Origin of the sequence: Ensifer sesbaniae (assembly GCF_013283665.1) — a bacterium.
In the GTDB taxonomy this organism is placed as follows: Bacteria; Pseudomonadota; Alphaproteobacteria; order Rhizobiales; family Rhizobiaceae; genus Ensifer; species Ensifer sesbaniae.
The window spans coordinates 1406165-1421695 of record NZ_JABEKU010000002.1 but is presented as its reverse complement, the minus strand read 5'-3'; the positions used below and the strand labels follow the sequence as shown (position 1 = coordinate 1421695).

Sequence of the window (15531 nt, the reverse complement as noted above, 5' to 3'; positions counted from 1 at the left end):
CCTAGGCTTCGCCGTCAGAATGCATCCGCCACGCGTTTATCGATGGAGGAAAAGATGAACTACGATTCAATTACTGCAGAAGCTTCCGGCCTGAGAGAACTCAACGAGAAGGAACTCGATGCGGTTAGCGGCGGCCTTTACTTCGAGATGGGCGAGTTCCGCTTCGCTACTGGCTCTTATGGTGCTATTGCCACGTGGGGCGGTGGGCATGTCAACGGCGGCTTGACAGTTGGATACAGCAGCAGCACGCACCAGTTTTATTTCAATCAGTGACTGCCGCTGCGTTCAGTCTTCAGATTAATCCTGGTCGGCCCGTCGCAATGCGCGTCGGGCTGCGCCCCGGAGCGGGGCCGCCTAGCTATCCCGAGGGGCTGATGGAACTAACTGCTCTCTTTCGACCAGAGTCTTTCAACGCGCTTGACCGGGTCGCCCGACTAACGACCAGGGGCGGCTCTCTCTCGCTGCGGTATCTATGGTCGCATTGATGTTCGTGGCTTTGCGGTCCTTCTGATGATTTACGCGCAGTATACGCGCCGCGTGAAGGTTGCGGGCGTCGTTCTGCCCGTGGGGGGCGTAACGGGGCCGTGCGCACCTTGCCGATGACGCGGATCATCGTTGCACATCGACCGAGCACCCTCAAGATGGCCGATCGCATCATTCGTCTCCTGCGGCCGAGTGCACCCTGCCGGCGATTGAAAGCTCAGGCGCGTTGACAGCGGATGAGGGCGCCGATCGCCATGCCACGGAGAAGATCCAATGAAACGTCTTGTATTGGCCACCAGTCTGATGCTCGTTGTGCAATCGTCGCCAGCTCGTTCAGAGCCTCTCGTGCGGTGGGACTGGAATGATAAGGGATTCTGGATCTATGCGATCAACCCGGACGACCGAAGCTGGAACTGCGCGGCCGAGTACGCCGTCAACTACGCTGGCGATGTGCGGCGAAACACAGCGAGCTTCACTTTGCCACCCAAGTTCAAAGGCGTGATGTCCGTGGTGAAGATGGATTATCCGGCATCACAGTGGTCCTTCGAGCCAGGAGGAGTGCAATGGTGCAATTGAAAGCTCCGCGCGCTCACAGTTTTCGTCGACAATGAACGGCAGCCGTGACTGCCCTAATGGCGGCGGGGGGCGAAACCGTCTTGTTCGCTCATATGAGCCCATTATAAATAATGCCGCTCTCAAGGCTGTCGAGCGCGGGCCAAGATGCGGTTGATCGCCTCTTCGTAATTGAAGCCGGACGCGACAAAGGCGTCCTTGGACATTCGGTCTCAAGTGAGGCGGAACGAAGAGATTCCTGACGGCTGAAAAGACCGAGGTGAAACGCTGCAAACCGCCGACGGATCGGAAGCCCTGCATCATCCGCTCTCGTTTTCGAAATGGCCCGTGAGAATTTCCGCGAGATTGTTCGGGCCCTTGTGCGATCGATGTTCGATGCAGGGCGTCGCATCCCTTCTTGCCGCCCCGTATGAGCGCAACTTATCGGTGACGACGCGCTTCGGCGAAAGGCCCTGCTTCCTCAGCAGCCTGACCAGCACTGGCTTGGCAGCCTTGGTATCGCGGCGGGCCTGGACGATCTCGTCGAGAATGTAACCGTCCTGGTCAACGGCGCGCCAAAGCCAATGTTTTCGGCCACCGATGGAAATCACCACCTCATCCAGATGCATCAAGCAAGCATTTTCGATGCTCTCTTTAGGCCTCGTCGCGAATGTTCGGGAAACGACCGTTTTCCGAACACGACCAGCGACGACACTAGACCGTTTGTGCTAGTGGCGTTGCCGGCATCATTTCGATTCATTGGCGCCGGCCGTTTCGGCTGGGGCCAGCTATATTCCGGGCGGACGAAGACGGGCGGGCAGCCCGTGGCGGACTCGTCTCGCTTGCAAAAAACGGTGGTTCGCATGAATGAAGCGGCGATGGCGTGGCAGGACAGAGTATTTGGTAGCTTCGCGTACGTGCTCCGCAGTCGTGGCGACGACGCTGAGCGCGGGCAGGCGTTGGTCCGCTTGGTTCTCGTGCCTCTGTTGTGCCTCTACGTGGTACCGAAACTGCTGGGCGGCGAAGATCGCGCCGAGACTTGGCTCAAGCTCACCGTGGCATATTTGATCGCGTATATACCGGTGTCTGTGCTGTTGTACCGGGACATTCTCCAACGGCCGGGGCAGTTCCACGGCCGCCGGCTATTCGGCATGGCGAACGATTACCTCGGCATGTTGCTGGCCTTGGCGATGGGCGGCGCCGCGACCCTGCCGGTCTACGCGGCTCTGCTATGGGTGACTTTGGCAAACGGACTGCGCTTCGGCCCGCGTTACCTCATCGGCGCAACGGCGGCGGCATTCGGAGTCCTCGGGTTGACAAGCTATTTCAATAATTACTGGCGCGAAAACCCGGACATGGTGCTGACGCTCGTCCTCACGACGATGATTGTTCCGGCATATGTCCTTACGCTCATCACGCAAATTCAGAAGGCCTACCACGCGGCTATGGAGGCCAACCTCGCCAAATCAAGGTTCTTGGCGCAGGCTAGCCATGATCTACGGCAGCCAATTCACGCAATCAGTCTATTCACGTCCTGCCTGCGTGACGCTGGCCTTGGGCCCCGCGAAGTGCAGATGGTCGACAACATCGACCGCTCTTTGGAGAGCGTGTCGCGGCTCTTCAAATCACTGCTGGACGTCTCGACGCTGGACAGTGGCAGGGTGACACCGAAGATCGAACCGTTTGCCGTCCAGCAGATCGTCGACGACGTCGTGCGTCAGAATTCTCAGGCCGCGGAGCGCGCCGGCGGGGAACTCCGCGTGGTCCGGTCGTCGGCCTGGGTCCAAAGCGACCCCAGCCTGTTGACGACGATGCTGCAGAACGTGATCAACAACGCGATCAAATATGCGCCTGGTCGGCCGGTCGTCATCGGTTGTAGGCGAAATGGCCAGACGCTTGCGGTCGAGGTCTTCGACCGTGGTCCTGGGGTTGCTGCCGAGCATCAGCCGCACTTGTTTGAAGAGTTTTACCAGGTTCGGGAGCGGGGTGATCGCGACATTGAAGGGGTGGGGCTGGGGCTTCCGATCGTGAAGAGGCTGGCCGCGCTGCTTGGTCACACCGTCGTCCTTGAATCGAGGCCTGGCCACGGAACCCGCGTAACCTTGGCCGGGCTTCCGACGGTCGAACCGCAGTTTGCGGAACGTGAGCGGGTGGCGCAGCAGCGGCCGGTCTCCGCAATGGACGGTCTGCGAGTGCTGCTGGTCGAGGATGACGACGCCGTTCTGCTCGCGACTGCGAGCCTGCTGGAGAGCTGGGGCTGCGAGGTCGACAAGTCGACCGTAATTCCAGAAACATTCGAGGACTGCGATCTGCTCATCACTGACTACGACTTGGGAGGAGGAGTGACCGGAAAAGAATGCATCGAGGTCGTGCGAGGTGTGCAGCAGTGGAATATTCCCGTGGTGGTTATGAGCGGGCACGACGCAGATCGCGTCCGTGACGAGCTGGGAGATCCCGATATTCCACTGCTTACAAAGCCCGTGCGTCCGGCTGAGCTACGGTCAGTGGTTCTTGCCAGTGCACTCGATTTGAGGGAGTGACGGGCAATTCCGGTTCGCTGCGCCCGGCCGCAGCGGGATTTGTGCATTCAGGCATATTGGCATCACGCCGGTTTTACGTCGGCCAGCGTATCGGCAACTTGCGGACAGGCACGTTCGCAACACGTGGGCGTCCCTGAGATCCGCGACGGTTGTTTCATTACGCAATGGAGACTGTCATATTGAAATCAGGATCGATGGCGATCGCGTCGTTGGACGGCGTCTCTGCCGCCATCGCAGGCGTCGGCATGGAACGGACGCAGACGGCGAATGCCGGTCCGGCCAGCATGTGGGCGGCAAACGAAGTCCACGCGCTCTACGATCCCGCCAAGCGGCATGTACTGGTGGACGTGAACGACAAGTTCAGCATCAAGAGCCGCACCGAGGGCGATGGCCACTGCATGCACTCGCTGTGCTCGATGGTGCCGGGGCGAAGATCGGCGCCTGCGCGAACGCAGCCAAGCTCAAGGACGGCGAGCGGCGCACGACGTGGCTCGATGTGCAGTACGGCAAGCCGGACGCGGACGGCAACACCGCCTTCACCATCCGCCGCACGCTCGATTTCAACAAGCATGAGCGCGTCTATCGCTTCACGGCGGGCGATGGGGCGCATGCGACGCTGGAACCCGGCGTGAGCGTCAGCCTCAAGGACGGCGTGCTCGTCTACGAGCAGACCGCCGGTCCCATCGGCGCATCGGGCGCCACGAAGGCGACGCGCGTGAGCTACAAGCTCGCGGACGGCTTCGACGACATGGCGGCGGCAGTCGAGCTCGACCGGCAGGCCTGGACGGTCTCGACCACGCGGCCGAGTGCTGCCAGCACGCCGCTCTACAGCGTCAACAACGTCGCGGTGCTGCCACACGTTGCCGGCACTAAAGGCGTGGCGCGCGAACGCGCGGTGATCGCCGATCCGCTGCGCGGGCCGGGCATCGGCGCCGCCGCCGATCCGGCGGTATTGAAAGTTTCGGGTGGCGCTTCTAAGTCCGTGGGGGACCTGCAGGTGCAGGACGAGGCGGCGAAGCTGCTTGCATCTCGATCTCGTGCTCGTTCGACTTCCAGTGCACGACGCAGGGACCGGGCTGCATCTGCCACGATCTCGATGGCCCCGGCCCGCTGATCGGCGTCTGCCAGGTGTAATCGCAAGCGGCAGTGAGTGAGCACGATGCTTCGGGCCGGGGGCGGAACAGGGAGGTTTTGTTTGTCCATCCGTTTATTGCCGGGCGACAACGCCCCCGGCTTGAAGTTTGGGCAGGTTTTCAACAGGGCGGATTTAGGCCCGGTCGTTTTTGACCGGCCCAGCGTTTTAGTGCTGTGGAATGCCGGCTGTGTCGGCTGCTTACCGGCGGTCGGCGACCTTGCTGAGTTCGCCGAACCCCTCGGGGTGCCGGTCTATGGCGTTGCCGTCCTGGTGCGCGATGTAGCGGCCACTGCGGCCGCAGCCGCGCGGGGCACCGACAAAGCGGTGCTGGCGCTGGAGGAGCGGCCGGATACCGGGTCAGGGCTGTCGCGAGGTGCAGTGACGCGCGAGTGGCTTGAAGCCAGCGGCCGCGATGGCGTTCCTTCGACTTATGTGATCGACGGCGCCGGCGTGCTTGCCTGGATAGGTGATCCCGAGGACGCAAAACCCGTCATCGGCGCCGTCCTGGACGGCACCTGGGATTTCGCGGCTGCGCGGGCGGCCTGGCGGGAAGCGATCAGCGATGACGCCTGGGTGCGTAAGCACACTTTGCGCGAGGTCATGGACGCGCTCACGGCCGGCCGAATGGCGGACGCGGCTGAGGCTATCGCCGAGGCCGAGCGCGCATCGCCGGCGATTGCGACCGATGAGCAATTCGCCTGCATCAAGCTCGACGTGCTTGCCCGGGCCGGCGACCGGGAGCTCGAGGCGGCCGCGCACTACGTTGCGGCCGCGCAGCTATTTCGCGGGGATGCGGCGGTGCAGACGAAACTGGCCGTGACCGCCCTGCACACCATGCCCGGAAATTTGGCCGTGGCGCGGGCGGCGCGGCAGTGCTTGGGCGAGGTCGTCGCGGCCGAGGACTGGGAAGGGAGGCCGGCCGATATGCAACTAGCCGCTACCGTCTTGCTCGGGAATGCGGAGGTTCAACTAGGTCTGCAGGACGACGCGGACGCGACGTTAGTGAAAGCATCGCAGCTCGCGGAAACGCTTGAGCTGTCGGAGCGGACCCGAAAGTGGGGCCGCTCCGAAATCGAGCGGCTTTCGTCGTAAAGGCGGCGATTATTCGCCGGCGGCCGCAACGACGCGGCACATGCCTTGGCGGATGTAGTCCTTGCCGGCAACCTGGCCCTGCTGGACGGTGAAAACCGCGTCCACACGCGATCCCTTGCCGCTGCGGCGGACCACGACGCGAAGCGTCTGCGGCCGACCAGTGCCGGTCGTTTCCTGCAATGCAGAGATCGCGCCGAGCTGGTGGTCGACGTCGATGCCGTGGAATCCTTCGGCGGCCACGGCCGCGGCGAGCTGTGCGAGCGCGGTTTTCGGCGCGACCTTCGGGAACGTTTGCGAGCTGCGGAACGTCATGGCGGAGAGCATAGGCACGCCCTCCACCTTGAAATTGCTCGCACAGGTGCCGGCAAGCGCAGGCGAGGCAGCTACGCCCGTCAGCGCGACCGCGGCTGCGGCCGCGATAAGTAGTGGTTTCATTGGTAGATCCTTCTGTAGTGACGGGCACACCGCGCGCCCGGTTTCTGATGGGGAATGCCGTCAGAGGATTCCCTCGGAAACGCCCTTGGTCACGGCTGCAGCGCGGGTGGTCACGCCAAGGCTTCGAAACATCGCCGAGACGTGGAGGCGAACCGTGAAGGGCGAAAGGCCGAGGTCCTGGGCGATTTCCTTGTTTGTCTTCCCCTGGGCGATGAGCTGCAGGACTTCGAGCTGTCTTTCGCTGAGCGTGGTCGACATGCCGCCCGCCGGCGCCCGGCCAGCCGCCGGAGACGGAGTGACTATTTCGCCCGCACGGACCGCGGCGATGGCCGCGGCGATCTGGTGCGGTGGCGCCGATTTGCAGATGAAGCCGTTTACGCCTGCCGCCATGACGGCGTCGATCGTTGCCGTGTCGTCGGACATGGTCACAACGACGATCGCCGCCCGCCGGAATTCTCGTCGCAGCGCTGGCAGCTCGGACTTGATGCTCTTGCGCGAGAAGAAGAGATCGAGGACGAAAAGGCTCGGCGGGGAGGGGAGCGACCTGGCCAACGCAAGGGCATCCGAGAACGCGTCGAAGGTGTGGACAGCGGCAGTAGGATTTTGAGACTGAATAAGAGAGCCGAGCCCGTCGCGAAATACTGGGTGGTCGTCGGCGACAAGTATCGTTTCAGCTTCATCCAACGCTGCATCCTCTCTCGGGAATTTTCTCAGCTGTAGTAACAAACGGAGTGTGCGGGCGCCACTAGTACAACCGTGCTAGTGGCCAAAGTAGCCGTTCGTCGAATAGAAGGGTATTGCTGTCGTGTTCGCTTGACCGTTGCTGCACGTCATGGTTGCGGTAGACCCGCGTTCCGATCTGCGCTCCGTATCAGCTTTGTCTCACGCCCTTAGCGCCATGCAATATTTTGACGATATCGACAGGGCACTGCGTGCCACGACCTTGGGCGATCTGACGGCAATTGCCTCCATTGTCTCGGCCCGGCATGGCTTCAATCACGCGGCCTATGCGGTGCGACTTCGCGGCCAGCCGGGCTCCGATCGGCGAAACTATTACAACTTCAGCGATTTCGCGCCGGAATGGGGAAAGACATACGACATCCTCGGCAACGACCGGATTGCCGAACGTGACGCCCGTGTCCTGCATGTGCGGGCCGGCATGCCCTCAACGGCCTGGAATGTCGAAGGACGTGTCGGTTTCACCGAAACGACCATAGGGCAACTGGCAAGCTCGATCCTGCGCAGTGCCGGCGAGCATGGAATTACCTCGGGCATCACCGTCCCGATCGGCGCGCCTGGCGTGAACTGGTCGTTCATGACCTTCACGACCGACGGAACGAAAGACCTCCGCGATCTGCTGCCGACACTGCCATCGCTGACCTATTTCGCAAGCTGCCTGCACGTCGCCATGGCACGGTTGCAGCGCTGGGACGACAAAAGGCCCGACCTGTCGGAGCGCGAGCTCGAGGTTCTGCATTGGGCGGCGGTCGGGAAATCGTCCTGGGAAATTTCGATGATCCTCGGGATCAGCGAGAGGACAGTGAATTTCCATCTTTATCAGGCTGCGCACAAGCTCAACGTTAGGGGCCGCAGAGCCGCTTGTGCGCGCGCAACGGCGCTAGGCCTTATTCATCCGTAAGATGAAACTCTGCCGCAGTTCGTTTCCCGCTGTCAATTTTGACAGTAGCTTAGTCTTTGACCAGCTGTTAGCCGTTGGTTGCAGGCGCCTTGTCGTGCTTCAATCGCAACCACGGGGATGGCAAGTGAGTTCATTGTCCAGGCCTTTGGCCAAACCCCTTGCGTTGGCCGGCGCCATCTTGCTGACCGCATCGCCCGCTTCGATTGCACTGACAATCGCCGGTGTTTCGCGGGCAGCGGATGCCCACTCGATGCTCGTTCCGGTAGCGATTGAAAAGCCCTTGGCGCGCCATACGGCTTCGGGTGGGGCCGAAGTTGCTGGCAAGGTCGCATTGGTCCGGTGCGTGACGTTCTTCGGAATGATGGTTGTTTCCTGGAGCATGTCGCTCGTGATTTTCTCCGAGTCGTCCCGCTGCCGTGGCGAAAGTGCGAAGCACGCTTAGCGATGCTCGAAACGCTCTTCGCATTAGGAAACTGGTGACCATCAATTGGAGTGCCTCATGACGCTCTTGATCAAACGACGCCAATACCTGGGCGCTGTCTTGGCCGGATGCGTTGCGGTTCAAGTGGGGGCCGGGTACGCTCAGACTGAGCGTTGGCAAGAGGCCGCGATGGCAAGGGCACGCGCGCTGCATTTGGAAACTAGGCCGCCAAATTGCTCGTCGGAAGATGGCGCCCCCCTGCATGATGCGGTAGTCTATCCTTTGAGGATCGGCGAGGAGACTGCATCGCGATTGGCGCTGCTGGTGCAGTTCCCCTGCCGCCACGGCGACAATCGGAGCTATGTCTTTATCATCGCCGACCAGCACGGGGTAGCATTGCCGGTGACCTTTCCGGCGCCGATGATCGATATCCGCTACATAGGCGAAAATGAGAAAGGTCCGGTCGAATCGATTACCATAAAGAAGACGATCGATAAGCGCGATGTGATGAATGCGCGATACGATCCCGATACCCGAACTATGGAAGAAGCCAACAAATGGCCAGGCCGGGGTGGCGCCAATTCACTCACTCGGTGGGTCTTCCGGGACGGAAAGTTTCAGATCACGTATTTTGCGGTCGACGCAACCTATGACGGCGAGGATAATCCGCAGGCGCTGATTGAGCGGGATATTTGGTAACAGTCCCTTTCGTCCCCCTGGAACGAACGGCTTAACCTTCTCCCATCGACGTATTTCTCTCGGCCTTTGTAGACGCATGAGACTGTTCGGCTGGCGCACATCCTATTGACGGGCGATTATCTCTGGCCCATCGAGGCAAACTCTTAGGGTGTCGTTTCGCCCTGAGCCGGAACCGGCCCCAGTTCGTGTTCGGCGACCGCGACCACTTTTCCTACGCGCTCCGCGAGGCGCTGACGGAGCAGGAGCGACGGGCGGCATGACACCGAACAACCAGGGGATGACGACCGCACGACCGAAGCTTGATGATGTGGCGTTCGAGGCGTTCATCAGGGCACGTCGTCCGGCATCGCCAATCTGGTCAATGAGCGGTCTCGATGGCTATCTCACGGCTCTCATCATCGGCCCAAAGTTCATCGACCCACGTCAGTGGATCCCGGAGCTAACCGGCCCAGAGGCCCTGAATATGCCGATGGAAACAACCTCACATCGGGCCGTGCAGACGATCGTTGCGGAATATAACCGCATCTCGGCCAGCCTTTCCGAAACACCGAAAGACCACCGGCCCAAGTTCACCAGCATCGATGATCAGACCTTTGATCCATTCGATTGGGACCTCTGCTTTCTGCTAGGAACAAGGTACGCGCCGAGGCTTTGGCAGCCGGCCCTTCAAGGTCATGCCGGGACTGGCGATAACATCGCGCCCATCCGCAAGCTCGGCGAGGCAAAACGGAAAGCAACCCACTACGATGCTGCTGAGGTCGCCGAAGCACTCGTCAATATCCGAACCTACTTTATGCCGAAGCGGGCAAAGCAGAAGTTCTGACCGAGAGCCAGAAACCTATTTAGTCAATCACGAAAGCCGTGGGCCATTCGTTACGCTCATTATCGATCGTCCCGTCATAGAATGTCCGCCATGAAATCCCCATCGGTAAATGCTCTCACTTGCTTGACGTCTTCTGTTTTCGCCGGTTGCACGAGGCCTTGGAAAGCGATTAGCCAGGGCAGCAAGCAGCGATTTGAGCTCCGCTTCACATTTCAATCCTTGCACAATCGACCCTTCGTTCCCGTGCTCCTGCGTTAGAAGCGCGAAACTGCGGCTCATGATCCAGCCACTGACACCTGGGTCTTAAGGTATTGTTTCGCCCCCTCCAGCAAACGATCCCTACTGTGCGGGCGGCAATTCGAGGCCGTTTGGCAGTGAGATCCAGATGACGGTTTGCGCCTCAGGGGAATGGCGCGAAAGGTGGCCCTTGCCATGCGTGTCCTCCACCAACACGAAACTACCTGCCGGAACGTGGCGCACCTCTCCGTCGCTCGTCTCGTAATCCACCGAACCATCCAGCCGGACCGTCAACACGGGCTCCGGGACCTTATGCCAAGCAACCTCGCGCATGCCCCGGGATGTGGGTGAAGCGGACGCGGGACGTCCGAAAACTGCGATGCCTTCATCGTCTTCCGTTCCTTTCCCAGCCAGGAATAGACACCGGAAAACTCTAGCCAAAACTGGTCCAGTTTTGGAGGGTTCATATCACATGTCGGCCCGGTCGGAAATCATCCGGAACAATGGCCAAGAGCCCCGATTATCGTGCGATTGTCCGGGCGTCAGAACGAGGCCGGGCGGCTGCCGCCCTGTCATAATTGACAGTAGCCCCCCGCTCCAAAGCAATAATATAGTCCATTTCGCGCATTTCGTCTGTGAAACGCGTGAAATTTGACCGAATCTTGGGAGACAATCAATGACAAACGAAATTCAGGGTAGCAGTACATCTGACCAAGACGTGATTTTTGAACTGGATACCTTCGAAACGGAGGGCGTGGCTGGGGGTGTCGTTGCGGCCATCGCTCTTGGCCTGGTTATCACGCACGTCCCGGAAATCACCGCCTTTTTTGATGGGTTCTTCGAGGCTCTGTAAACAAGTTTAGGTCTGGCTTCGAGCCGGTTTAAGGAGATAAATGTTATGCGTGAACTTAATGAATTAGAGATCGACATGATTTCAGGTGGTGCTGATGAGTCGAACGCCTTTTATCGTCTCGGTGCAAATTTCGCACATGGCTACAACTGGGCGGTCACAAAGACTAGCGATTTCTTCGAGTGGCTGTCACTCTAAATCAATGTGAACGTCGCAATCATGGCGTCTCGCAAATGTGATTTTTAGTTCACAGCGAGACGTCCTCAGATTGCCCACTGTTAATGGCCGTTGAGTGGTTCTTTGGGCGTGGTCATCGCGGATGATACTTTCAATCGACAGATGGCTGATACAGGACGCCGAAGGTTTACTGTTCAAATGCGGCAGAGCGAATTGTCGGCGGTCCTTGTAACGTCATCTGACCGGGAGTGCGGATGAGCGGCGGCCAGGACGTAACGTGCGACGCCCGGATGCGACATCCGCAAGAATTTGAACGCGATTCCGGGGGCGTTTTGCGAAAATCCGGGGATATTGGCAATTTCATTCCCAGGATCCAGTTTGTCGGCCGGGCAGTTTCCAACAAATCCGCGATAGGATTTTTACGGTTTGATCATTAAATGACTGCTCCTGACACGGTGGAGAACATCAAGGCTGCGCCCTCAAGACCGCCTACCGTTCCGCTCTTCCGACCAGAAGTTCAGGCGGCCCGTTCCATGGCGTGGCTCGGCTCCCCGCAGCTTCCTCGCAGCATTTCGCTGTCCATGTTTGCTACGGGCGCAGTCGTCATTGCAATCTTGCTTCTCGCCTTTCTCGCTTTTGGCGAGTATACGCGCCGGGTACGCGTACAAGGCATCGTTCTTCCTACGGAGGGGGTGACTCGCGTTCTGTCGCCGGCAGCGGGGTGGATACGCAGCATGCCGGTCAAGGAAGGAGCGGTCGTCCGTCAGGGCGATGTTCTTTATGTAATGAGTCTTGACAGCATGAGCATGACCTCGCGCGGCGGCACGCAACTGGCGGTTATAGACCTCCTAAGGCAGCGCCGGGCCGAAATGCAGGCTGATCTAGAGCGCCGCAGCAGCATTGACGCCGGAAAGAAGCAGAATCTTCGCGAGCAGGAGCAAAACCTTGCCATTGAGCTTGCCCAAGCGGATGCTCAGATTCGCTTGGCGCGGGAGAGCGCTAATACGCTGCGTAAATGGATGGAACAACAGCGGGAAAACCTGGAGCGCGGCATCGCGACAAGGCAGCAGATAGAGAGCCGTCAACAAAGCTACATGAATCAGGAAAGCCAGTTGGAGGCGCTCAAGCGCGAGCGCATCCAGATCAATTCCAAACTGTCGGACGTGCGTAATCAACTCCTAACCTTCGATGTCCAGTCGGCTTCTGATAGCGGCCAGTTGCGACAACAGATCATTGATATCAATCGGCAGATTTCTGAGGGCGAGGCCAAACGCGAGATCACGATCACGGCACCTAGGTCAGGCAGGGTCACAGGTGTCATCAGCCAGGCTGGCCAGATGCTAACGGCCGGCGTGCCGATGTTGACGATCCTTCCGAATGAAGCTCCACTTGAAGTACAGCTTCTTGCCCCCAGCGATGCTATCGGATTCGTCCGCGCAGGTGATCGTGTTTTGCTGCGCTACGAAGCTTTCCCATATCAACGCTTCGGGCAGTTCCCCGGAACTGTATCTCTGATTTCGCGGGCCACTTTGCGGCCGGAGGAAGTGCAATTGTTGACCGGCGGAGCAGACGAGCGTCAGACGAAATCAGTGTATCGTATTACTGTGCGTCCGGATCAGGATTACGTACTCGCGTACAACAGGAAGGAGCCTCTGCAAGTCGGGATGCAGCTTGAGGCGCATATTTTGGCGGATAGTCGCCCGCTCTACCAATGGGTGCTCGATCCACTGTACAGTTTGCGTGGCCGTATGTTTGAAGATGCTGCGAAGGGTCTATGATGCAACTGCGCGACCATGCCGGTCTCCTTGACATCCTGTCTGATCGTCTACGGTCAAAGACACCCGTCGCGATCCAGTCCGAGAGTGCCGAATGCGGGCTTGCCTGTTTGACTATGATAAGTGGTCATTATGGTCATCGGGTCGATCTTGTTACCATGCGCCGACGCTTTTCAACCTCACTCAAGGGGATGAGTCTGCGCGACTTGATCGGAATCGCAAGCGAGATGAAGCTTACGGCACGTGCTCTGCGACTTGATCTCAATAACCTCTCGCGTCTGCGCTTGCCTTGCATTTTACATTGGAATCATAATCATTTTGTGGTTCTGACACGGGTCGGACGCAAGAGTATCACCGTACATGATCCTGCTATCGGGCGGCGGAAGCTCTCATTGGCGGATGTGTCAAAAAGCTTCACCGGCGTCGCGCTGGAAGCGTGGCCAAACGAGCATTTCGAAACACGCGATGAGCGCGAGGGCATCAGTCTGATCGATCTTGTGGGTCGGACCGCTGGCATTAAATCGGTGGCAGTGCAGGTGCTGGCGATCTCCATTCTTCTGGAACTGGTCACGGTCGCCATGCCGATCGGGTTCCAACTCGTCATCGATGAAATCGTTGTCGCCGCTGATTATGATCTATTGACCGTGATTGCTCTCGGGTTGGGTGGACTTTTGCTCATTCAGGTATTGACGAAATTCGTCCGATCCTGGGCCACCATGCTATTCGGCGGTCAATTGGTATTGCAATGGAAAGTCAGCCTATTCGACCAACTCATGCGGCTACCAATGGAATTCTTCGAAAAGCGTCATGTCGGCGACATCGTCTCGCGATTTGGATCGCTTGATGCCATCCAGCGAACAGTGACAACGAAGGCCATCACCATTCTGGTCGATGGTGCTCTGTCGATCGTGTTACTGGCGATGATGGTGATTTATGGCGGCTGGCTGGCGGTGCTCGCGATCGTCACGATGCTTCTCTACGCGGCCTTGCGTCTTGGCGCCTATTTGCCCTACCGATCGATGTCGGAAGAAGCGATAAAGTGTGAAGCCCAGGAAAGTTCGCACTTCATCGAAAGTGTGCGCGGCATGGCCAGCATCAAGGCGCTCAACTTTGAGCAGCGCCGCCGCGGAGTGTGGGTCAACTACCTGGTTGATCACGTCGGCGCTCGGCTGCGCGTCGAAAGATTTGATATTTTCTTTGGCTCTGCTAGCCAGATACTATTTGGTGTTGATCGTATCCTGATGATCTATCTTGGTGCTCATGCAATCCTGAGCGGAAATCTGTCCGTCGGCATGCTCATCGCGTTTCTTGCTTACAAGGATCAGTTCGCAAGTCGGATCAACAGTTCCATCGATACGGCCTTGGAGCTACGGATGCTGTCCCTGCATGGCGAACGTGTCGCCGACATCGCGCATGCGGAACCTGAGAGGGGAGCCGACCAGAAACCGTCCGTCGTGACGAACACTGCCCGAAGGGGACCTAGTTCCCTTATTGTGCAAAACCTCCGGTTCCGTTATGCAGAAAACGAACCAGATATTTTCAAGGATCTCAGCTTCGAAATTCTCCCCGGTGAATGCATCGGCGTCACGGGTCCGTCTGGCGCGGGCAAATCGACGCTGCTGAAGATCATGGCTGGATTGGCCAGCCCTATGGAGGGACATGTCGCGGTCGATGGTGTGCCAATTTCGGTGATGGGACTGCATGCCTACCGGAACAGGGTCGGATGCGTGCTTCAGGATGATCGCCTGTTTGCCGGGTCGATTGCCGAAAACATTTCAACCTTCGATCCCAATGCGGACCCAGAATGGATATTGGCCTGCGCCGAAATGGCGGCAATCCGCGACGAAATCCTTGAGATGCCAATGGCGTTTGAAACACTCGTTGGTGACATGGGTAGCTCCCTTTCCGGAGGGCAGAGGCAGCGCATTGTGATGGCACGAGCAATTTACCGCCGGCCTGGAATCCTGCTTCTGGATGAAGCAACAAGCCAGCTTGATTCTGAAAATGAAGACCGCATCAACGACGCGATCGGCAAACTCCCGATGACCCGGGTGATCATTGCTCACCGCCCTTCAAGCCTGGCAATCGCCAACCGGGTCCTTTATCTCGACAAGCAGTCAGCAAGGGTTCGTGCTGGCGCTCTCACACACGATGCGCGAGAGCTTCACGGTTAGCGTTTACATACCGGGACGGTTCTTGCAGGAAGTCATAGGCGCACCGCCTGCGGCTCGACGAAAGCATGGAAGGCTAAGCCACAAGCGGTCGAGGCGTCCGATGCGGGGATACGTCGCGCGATCAAGCGTAAGCGCGCATTTCGCTGCGCGTTATAAGGGGGCTTGAGCCGGCGGTCAGGCAGGCTGCTTTGTGAAGTTGAATGGTAGCAGGTCGTCGATGTCGGCGTTGTCGGGACGCTGCGGCAGTTCGGTGAGGACGTGGCGCAACCACGCGAATGGTTCGACGCCACAGGCGCGACAGGTCAACATCAGGCTCACATGGGGATAATCGGTGTCAAGCTGATTATTGCATCTCGACATACCTCAAAGATTTCGGTTCCAGGCTCGGGCTCAATACTGCGCGACACGGCTTATTTCGCAAAGCCTGATCAAACTCACATACGGTCGCCGACAATTGCGGCTGCACCAATATCCCGCTTTCGGCGGGCTGAGCCCGGGA

General features: G+C 59.0%; 15 protein-coding genes and 3 pseudogenes. 12 read left to right on the top strand and 6 right to left on the bottom strand.

From position 1 onward, the window contains the following. The first annotated feature begins 54 nt into the window (after positions 1-54). Positions 55-273, top strand: a complete 219-nt coding sequence (locus tag BHMPCIPO_RS24415; RefSeq protein ID WP_173519345.1) for a bacteriocin — start codon at positions 55-57, stop codon at positions 271-273. A 483-nt stretch (positions 274-756) separates the two neighbouring features. Further along, the gene (locus BHMPCIPO_RS24410; RefSeq protein ID WP_173519344.1) at positions 757-1059 is read left to right on the top strand and encodes a hypothetical protein; all 303 of its coding nucleotides are present in this window, start codon (positions 757-759) and stop codon (positions 1057-1059) included. Positions 1060-1272: 213 nt separating this feature from the next. Here BHMPCIPO_RS24410 and BHMPCIPO_RS24405 read toward each other — a convergent pair. Continuing rightward, a pseudogene (locus BHMPCIPO_RS24405) lies at positions 1273-1667 on the bottom strand (IS6 family transposase); the annotation flags it as partial. A 231-nt stretch (positions 1668-1898) separates the two neighbouring features. Here BHMPCIPO_RS24405 and BHMPCIPO_RS24400 point away from each other — a divergent pair. From BHMPCIPO_RS24400 to BHMPCIPO_RS24390, 3 genes are all read left to right on the top strand, one after another. Then, positions 1899-3575: an ATP-binding response regulator gene (locus BHMPCIPO_RS24400; RefSeq protein ID WP_246304547.1), complete on the top strand. Its 1677-nt coding sequence runs from the start codon at positions 1899-1901 to the stop codon at positions 3573-3575. 409 nt (positions 3576-3984) lie between these two features. Beyond that, a complete protein-coding gene (locus tag BHMPCIPO_RS24395) occupies positions 3985-4689 on the top strand; it encodes a hypothetical protein (protein WP_173519343.1) in 705 nt (234 codons plus the stop codon). Positions 4690-4770: 81 nt separating this feature from the next. Continuing rightward, positions 4771-5802 carry a peroxiredoxin family protein gene (locus BHMPCIPO_RS24390; RefSeq protein ID WP_173519342.1) on the top strand — a complete coding sequence of 344 codons (1032 nt, stop codon included), beginning with the start codon at positions 4771-4773 and terminating at the stop codon, positions 5800-5802. A gap of 9 nt (positions 5803-5811) precedes the next feature. Here the strand turns inward: BHMPCIPO_RS24390 and BHMPCIPO_RS24385 are convergent, their stop codons facing one another. Then, positions 5812-6237 (bottom strand): hypothetical protein, encoded by a 426-nt coding sequence (locus tag BHMPCIPO_RS24385; RefSeq protein WP_173519341.1) that lies wholly within the window; start codon positions 6235-6237, stop codon positions 5812-5814. 60 nt (positions 6238-6297) lie between these two features. Then, complete coding sequence (locus tag BHMPCIPO_RS24380; protein WP_173519340.1) at positions 6298-6921, bottom strand: LuxR C-terminal-related transcriptional regulator; 624 nt, start codon at positions 6919-6921, stop codon at positions 6298-6300. A gap of 214 nt (positions 6922-7135) precedes the next feature. On the opposite strand from BHMPCIPO_RS24380, the gene BHMPCIPO_RS33525 reads away from it, so the two are divergent. Then, entirely contained in the window at positions 7136-7876 is a 741-nt protein-coding gene (locus tag BHMPCIPO_RS33525; protein ID WP_173519339.1) for a helix-turn-helix transcriptional regulator, read from the top strand. A 99-nt stretch (positions 7877-7975) separates the two neighbouring features. On the opposite strand, the gene BHMPCIPO_RS24370 is transcribed toward BHMPCIPO_RS33525, so the two are convergent. Beyond that, positions 7976-8257, bottom strand: coding sequence for a hypothetical protein (locus tag BHMPCIPO_RS24370; RefSeq protein WP_173519338.1), 282 nt, complete (start codon positions 8255-8257; stop codon positions 7976-7978). Positions 8258-8375: 118 nt separating this feature from the next. Here BHMPCIPO_RS24370 and BHMPCIPO_RS24365 point away from each other — a divergent pair, with 118 nt between their 5' ends. Both BHMPCIPO_RS24365 and BHMPCIPO_RS24360 read left to right on the top strand, forming a co-directional pair. Continuing rightward, on the top strand, positions 8376-8996 hold the full coding sequence (locus BHMPCIPO_RS24365) for a DUF1176 domain-containing protein (protein ID WP_173519337.1): 621 nt from the start codon (positions 8376-8378) through the stop codon (positions 8994-8996). Positions 8997-9252: 256 nt separating this feature from the next. Then, positions 9253-9819 carry a UPF0149 family protein gene (locus tag BHMPCIPO_RS24360; protein ID WP_173519336.1) on the top strand — a complete coding sequence of 189 codons (567 nt, stop codon included), beginning with the start codon at positions 9253-9255 and terminating at the stop codon, positions 9817-9819. Positions 9820-10158: 339 nt separating this feature from the next. Here the strand turns inward: BHMPCIPO_RS24360 and BHMPCIPO_RS24355 are convergent. Next, positions 10159-10432, bottom strand: a pseudogene (locus BHMPCIPO_RS24355) (cupin domain-containing protein); the annotation flags it as partial. A 300-nt stretch (positions 10433-10732) separates the two neighbouring features. Here BHMPCIPO_RS24355 and BHMPCIPO_RS24350 point away from each other — a divergent pair. From BHMPCIPO_RS24350 to BHMPCIPO_RS24335, 4 genes are all read left to right on the top strand, one after another. Beyond that, positions 10733-10909: a hypothetical protein gene (locus tag BHMPCIPO_RS24350; RefSeq protein WP_173519335.1), complete on the top strand. Its 177-nt coding sequence runs from the start codon at positions 10733-10735 to the stop codon at positions 10907-10909. Positions 10910-10954: 45 nt separating this feature from the next. Beyond that, positions 10955-11104: a hypothetical protein gene (locus tag BHMPCIPO_RS24345; RefSeq protein ID WP_173519334.1), complete on the top strand. Its 150-nt coding sequence runs from the start codon at positions 10955-10957 to the stop codon at positions 11102-11104. Between the two features lie 416 nt (positions 11105-11520). Continuing rightward, positions 11521-12861: an HlyD family secretion protein gene (locus tag BHMPCIPO_RS24340; protein WP_173519333.1), complete on the top strand. Its 1341-nt coding sequence runs from the start codon at positions 11521-11523 to the stop codon at positions 12859-12861. Then, entirely contained in the window at positions 12858-15032 is a 2175-nt protein-coding gene (locus BHMPCIPO_RS24335) for a peptidase domain-containing ABC transporter (protein ID WP_246304546.1), read from the top strand. Before BHMPCIPO_RS24340 ends, BHMPCIPO_RS24335 begins: the two co-directional genes overlap by 4 nt. Positions 15033-15206: 174 nt before the next feature. On the opposite strand, the pseudogene BHMPCIPO_RS24330 reads toward BHMPCIPO_RS24335, so the two are convergent. Further along, positions 15207-15347, bottom strand: a pseudogene (locus BHMPCIPO_RS24330) (transposase domain-containing protein); the annotation flags it as partial. Between the last annotated feature and the right edge of the window lie 184 nt (positions 15348-15531).

What these genes read in the sequence shown, in the direction of transcription:
- BHMPCIPO_RS24415 (WP_173519345.1), top strand. Translation starts at nt 55, where the DNA reads ATGAACTACGATTCAATTACTGCAGAAGCTTCCGGCCTGAGAGAACTC.
- BHMPCIPO_RS24410 (WP_173519344.1), top strand. Translation starts at nt 757, where the DNA reads ATGAAACGTCTTGTATTGGCCACCAGTCTGATGCTCGTTGTGCAATCG.
- BHMPCIPO_RS24400 (WP_246304547.1), top strand. Translation starts at nt 1,899, where the DNA reads ATGAATGAAGCGGCGATGGCGTGGCAGGACAGAGTATTTGGTAGCTTC.
- BHMPCIPO_RS24385 (WP_173519341.1), bottom strand. Translation starts at nt 6,237, where the DNA reads ATGAAACCACTACTTATCGCGGCCGCAGCCGCGGTCGCGCTGACGGGC.
- BHMPCIPO_RS33525 (WP_173519339.1), top strand. Translation starts at nt 7,136, where the DNA reads ATGCAATATTTTGACGATATCGACAGGGCACTGCGTGCCACGACCTTG.
- BHMPCIPO_RS24370 (WP_173519338.1), bottom strand. Translation starts at nt 8,257, where the DNA reads ATGCTCCAGGAAACAACCATCATTCCGAAGAACGTCACGCACCGGACC.
- BHMPCIPO_RS24365 (WP_173519337.1), top strand. Translation starts at nt 8,376, where the DNA reads ATGACGCTCTTGATCAAACGACGCCAATACCTGGGCGCTGTCTTGGCC.
- BHMPCIPO_RS24360 (WP_173519336.1), top strand. Translation starts at nt 9,253, where the DNA reads ATGACACCGAACAACCAGGGGATGACGACCGCACGACCGAAGCTTGAT.
- BHMPCIPO_RS24350 (WP_173519335.1), top strand. Translation starts at nt 10,733, where the DNA reads ATGACAAACGAAATTCAGGGTAGCAGTACATCTGACCAAGACGTGATT.
- BHMPCIPO_RS24345 (WP_173519334.1), top strand. Translation starts at nt 10,955, where the DNA reads ATGCGTGAACTTAATGAATTAGAGATCGACATGATTTCAGGTGGTGCT.
- BHMPCIPO_RS24340 (WP_173519333.1), top strand. Translation starts at nt 11,521, where the DNA reads ATGACTGCTCCTGACACGGTGGAGAACATCAAGGCTGCGCCCTCAAGA.
- BHMPCIPO_RS24335 (WP_246304546.1), top strand. Translation starts at nt 12,858, where the DNA reads ATGATGCAACTGCGCGACCATGCCGGTCTCCTTGACATCCTGTCTGAT.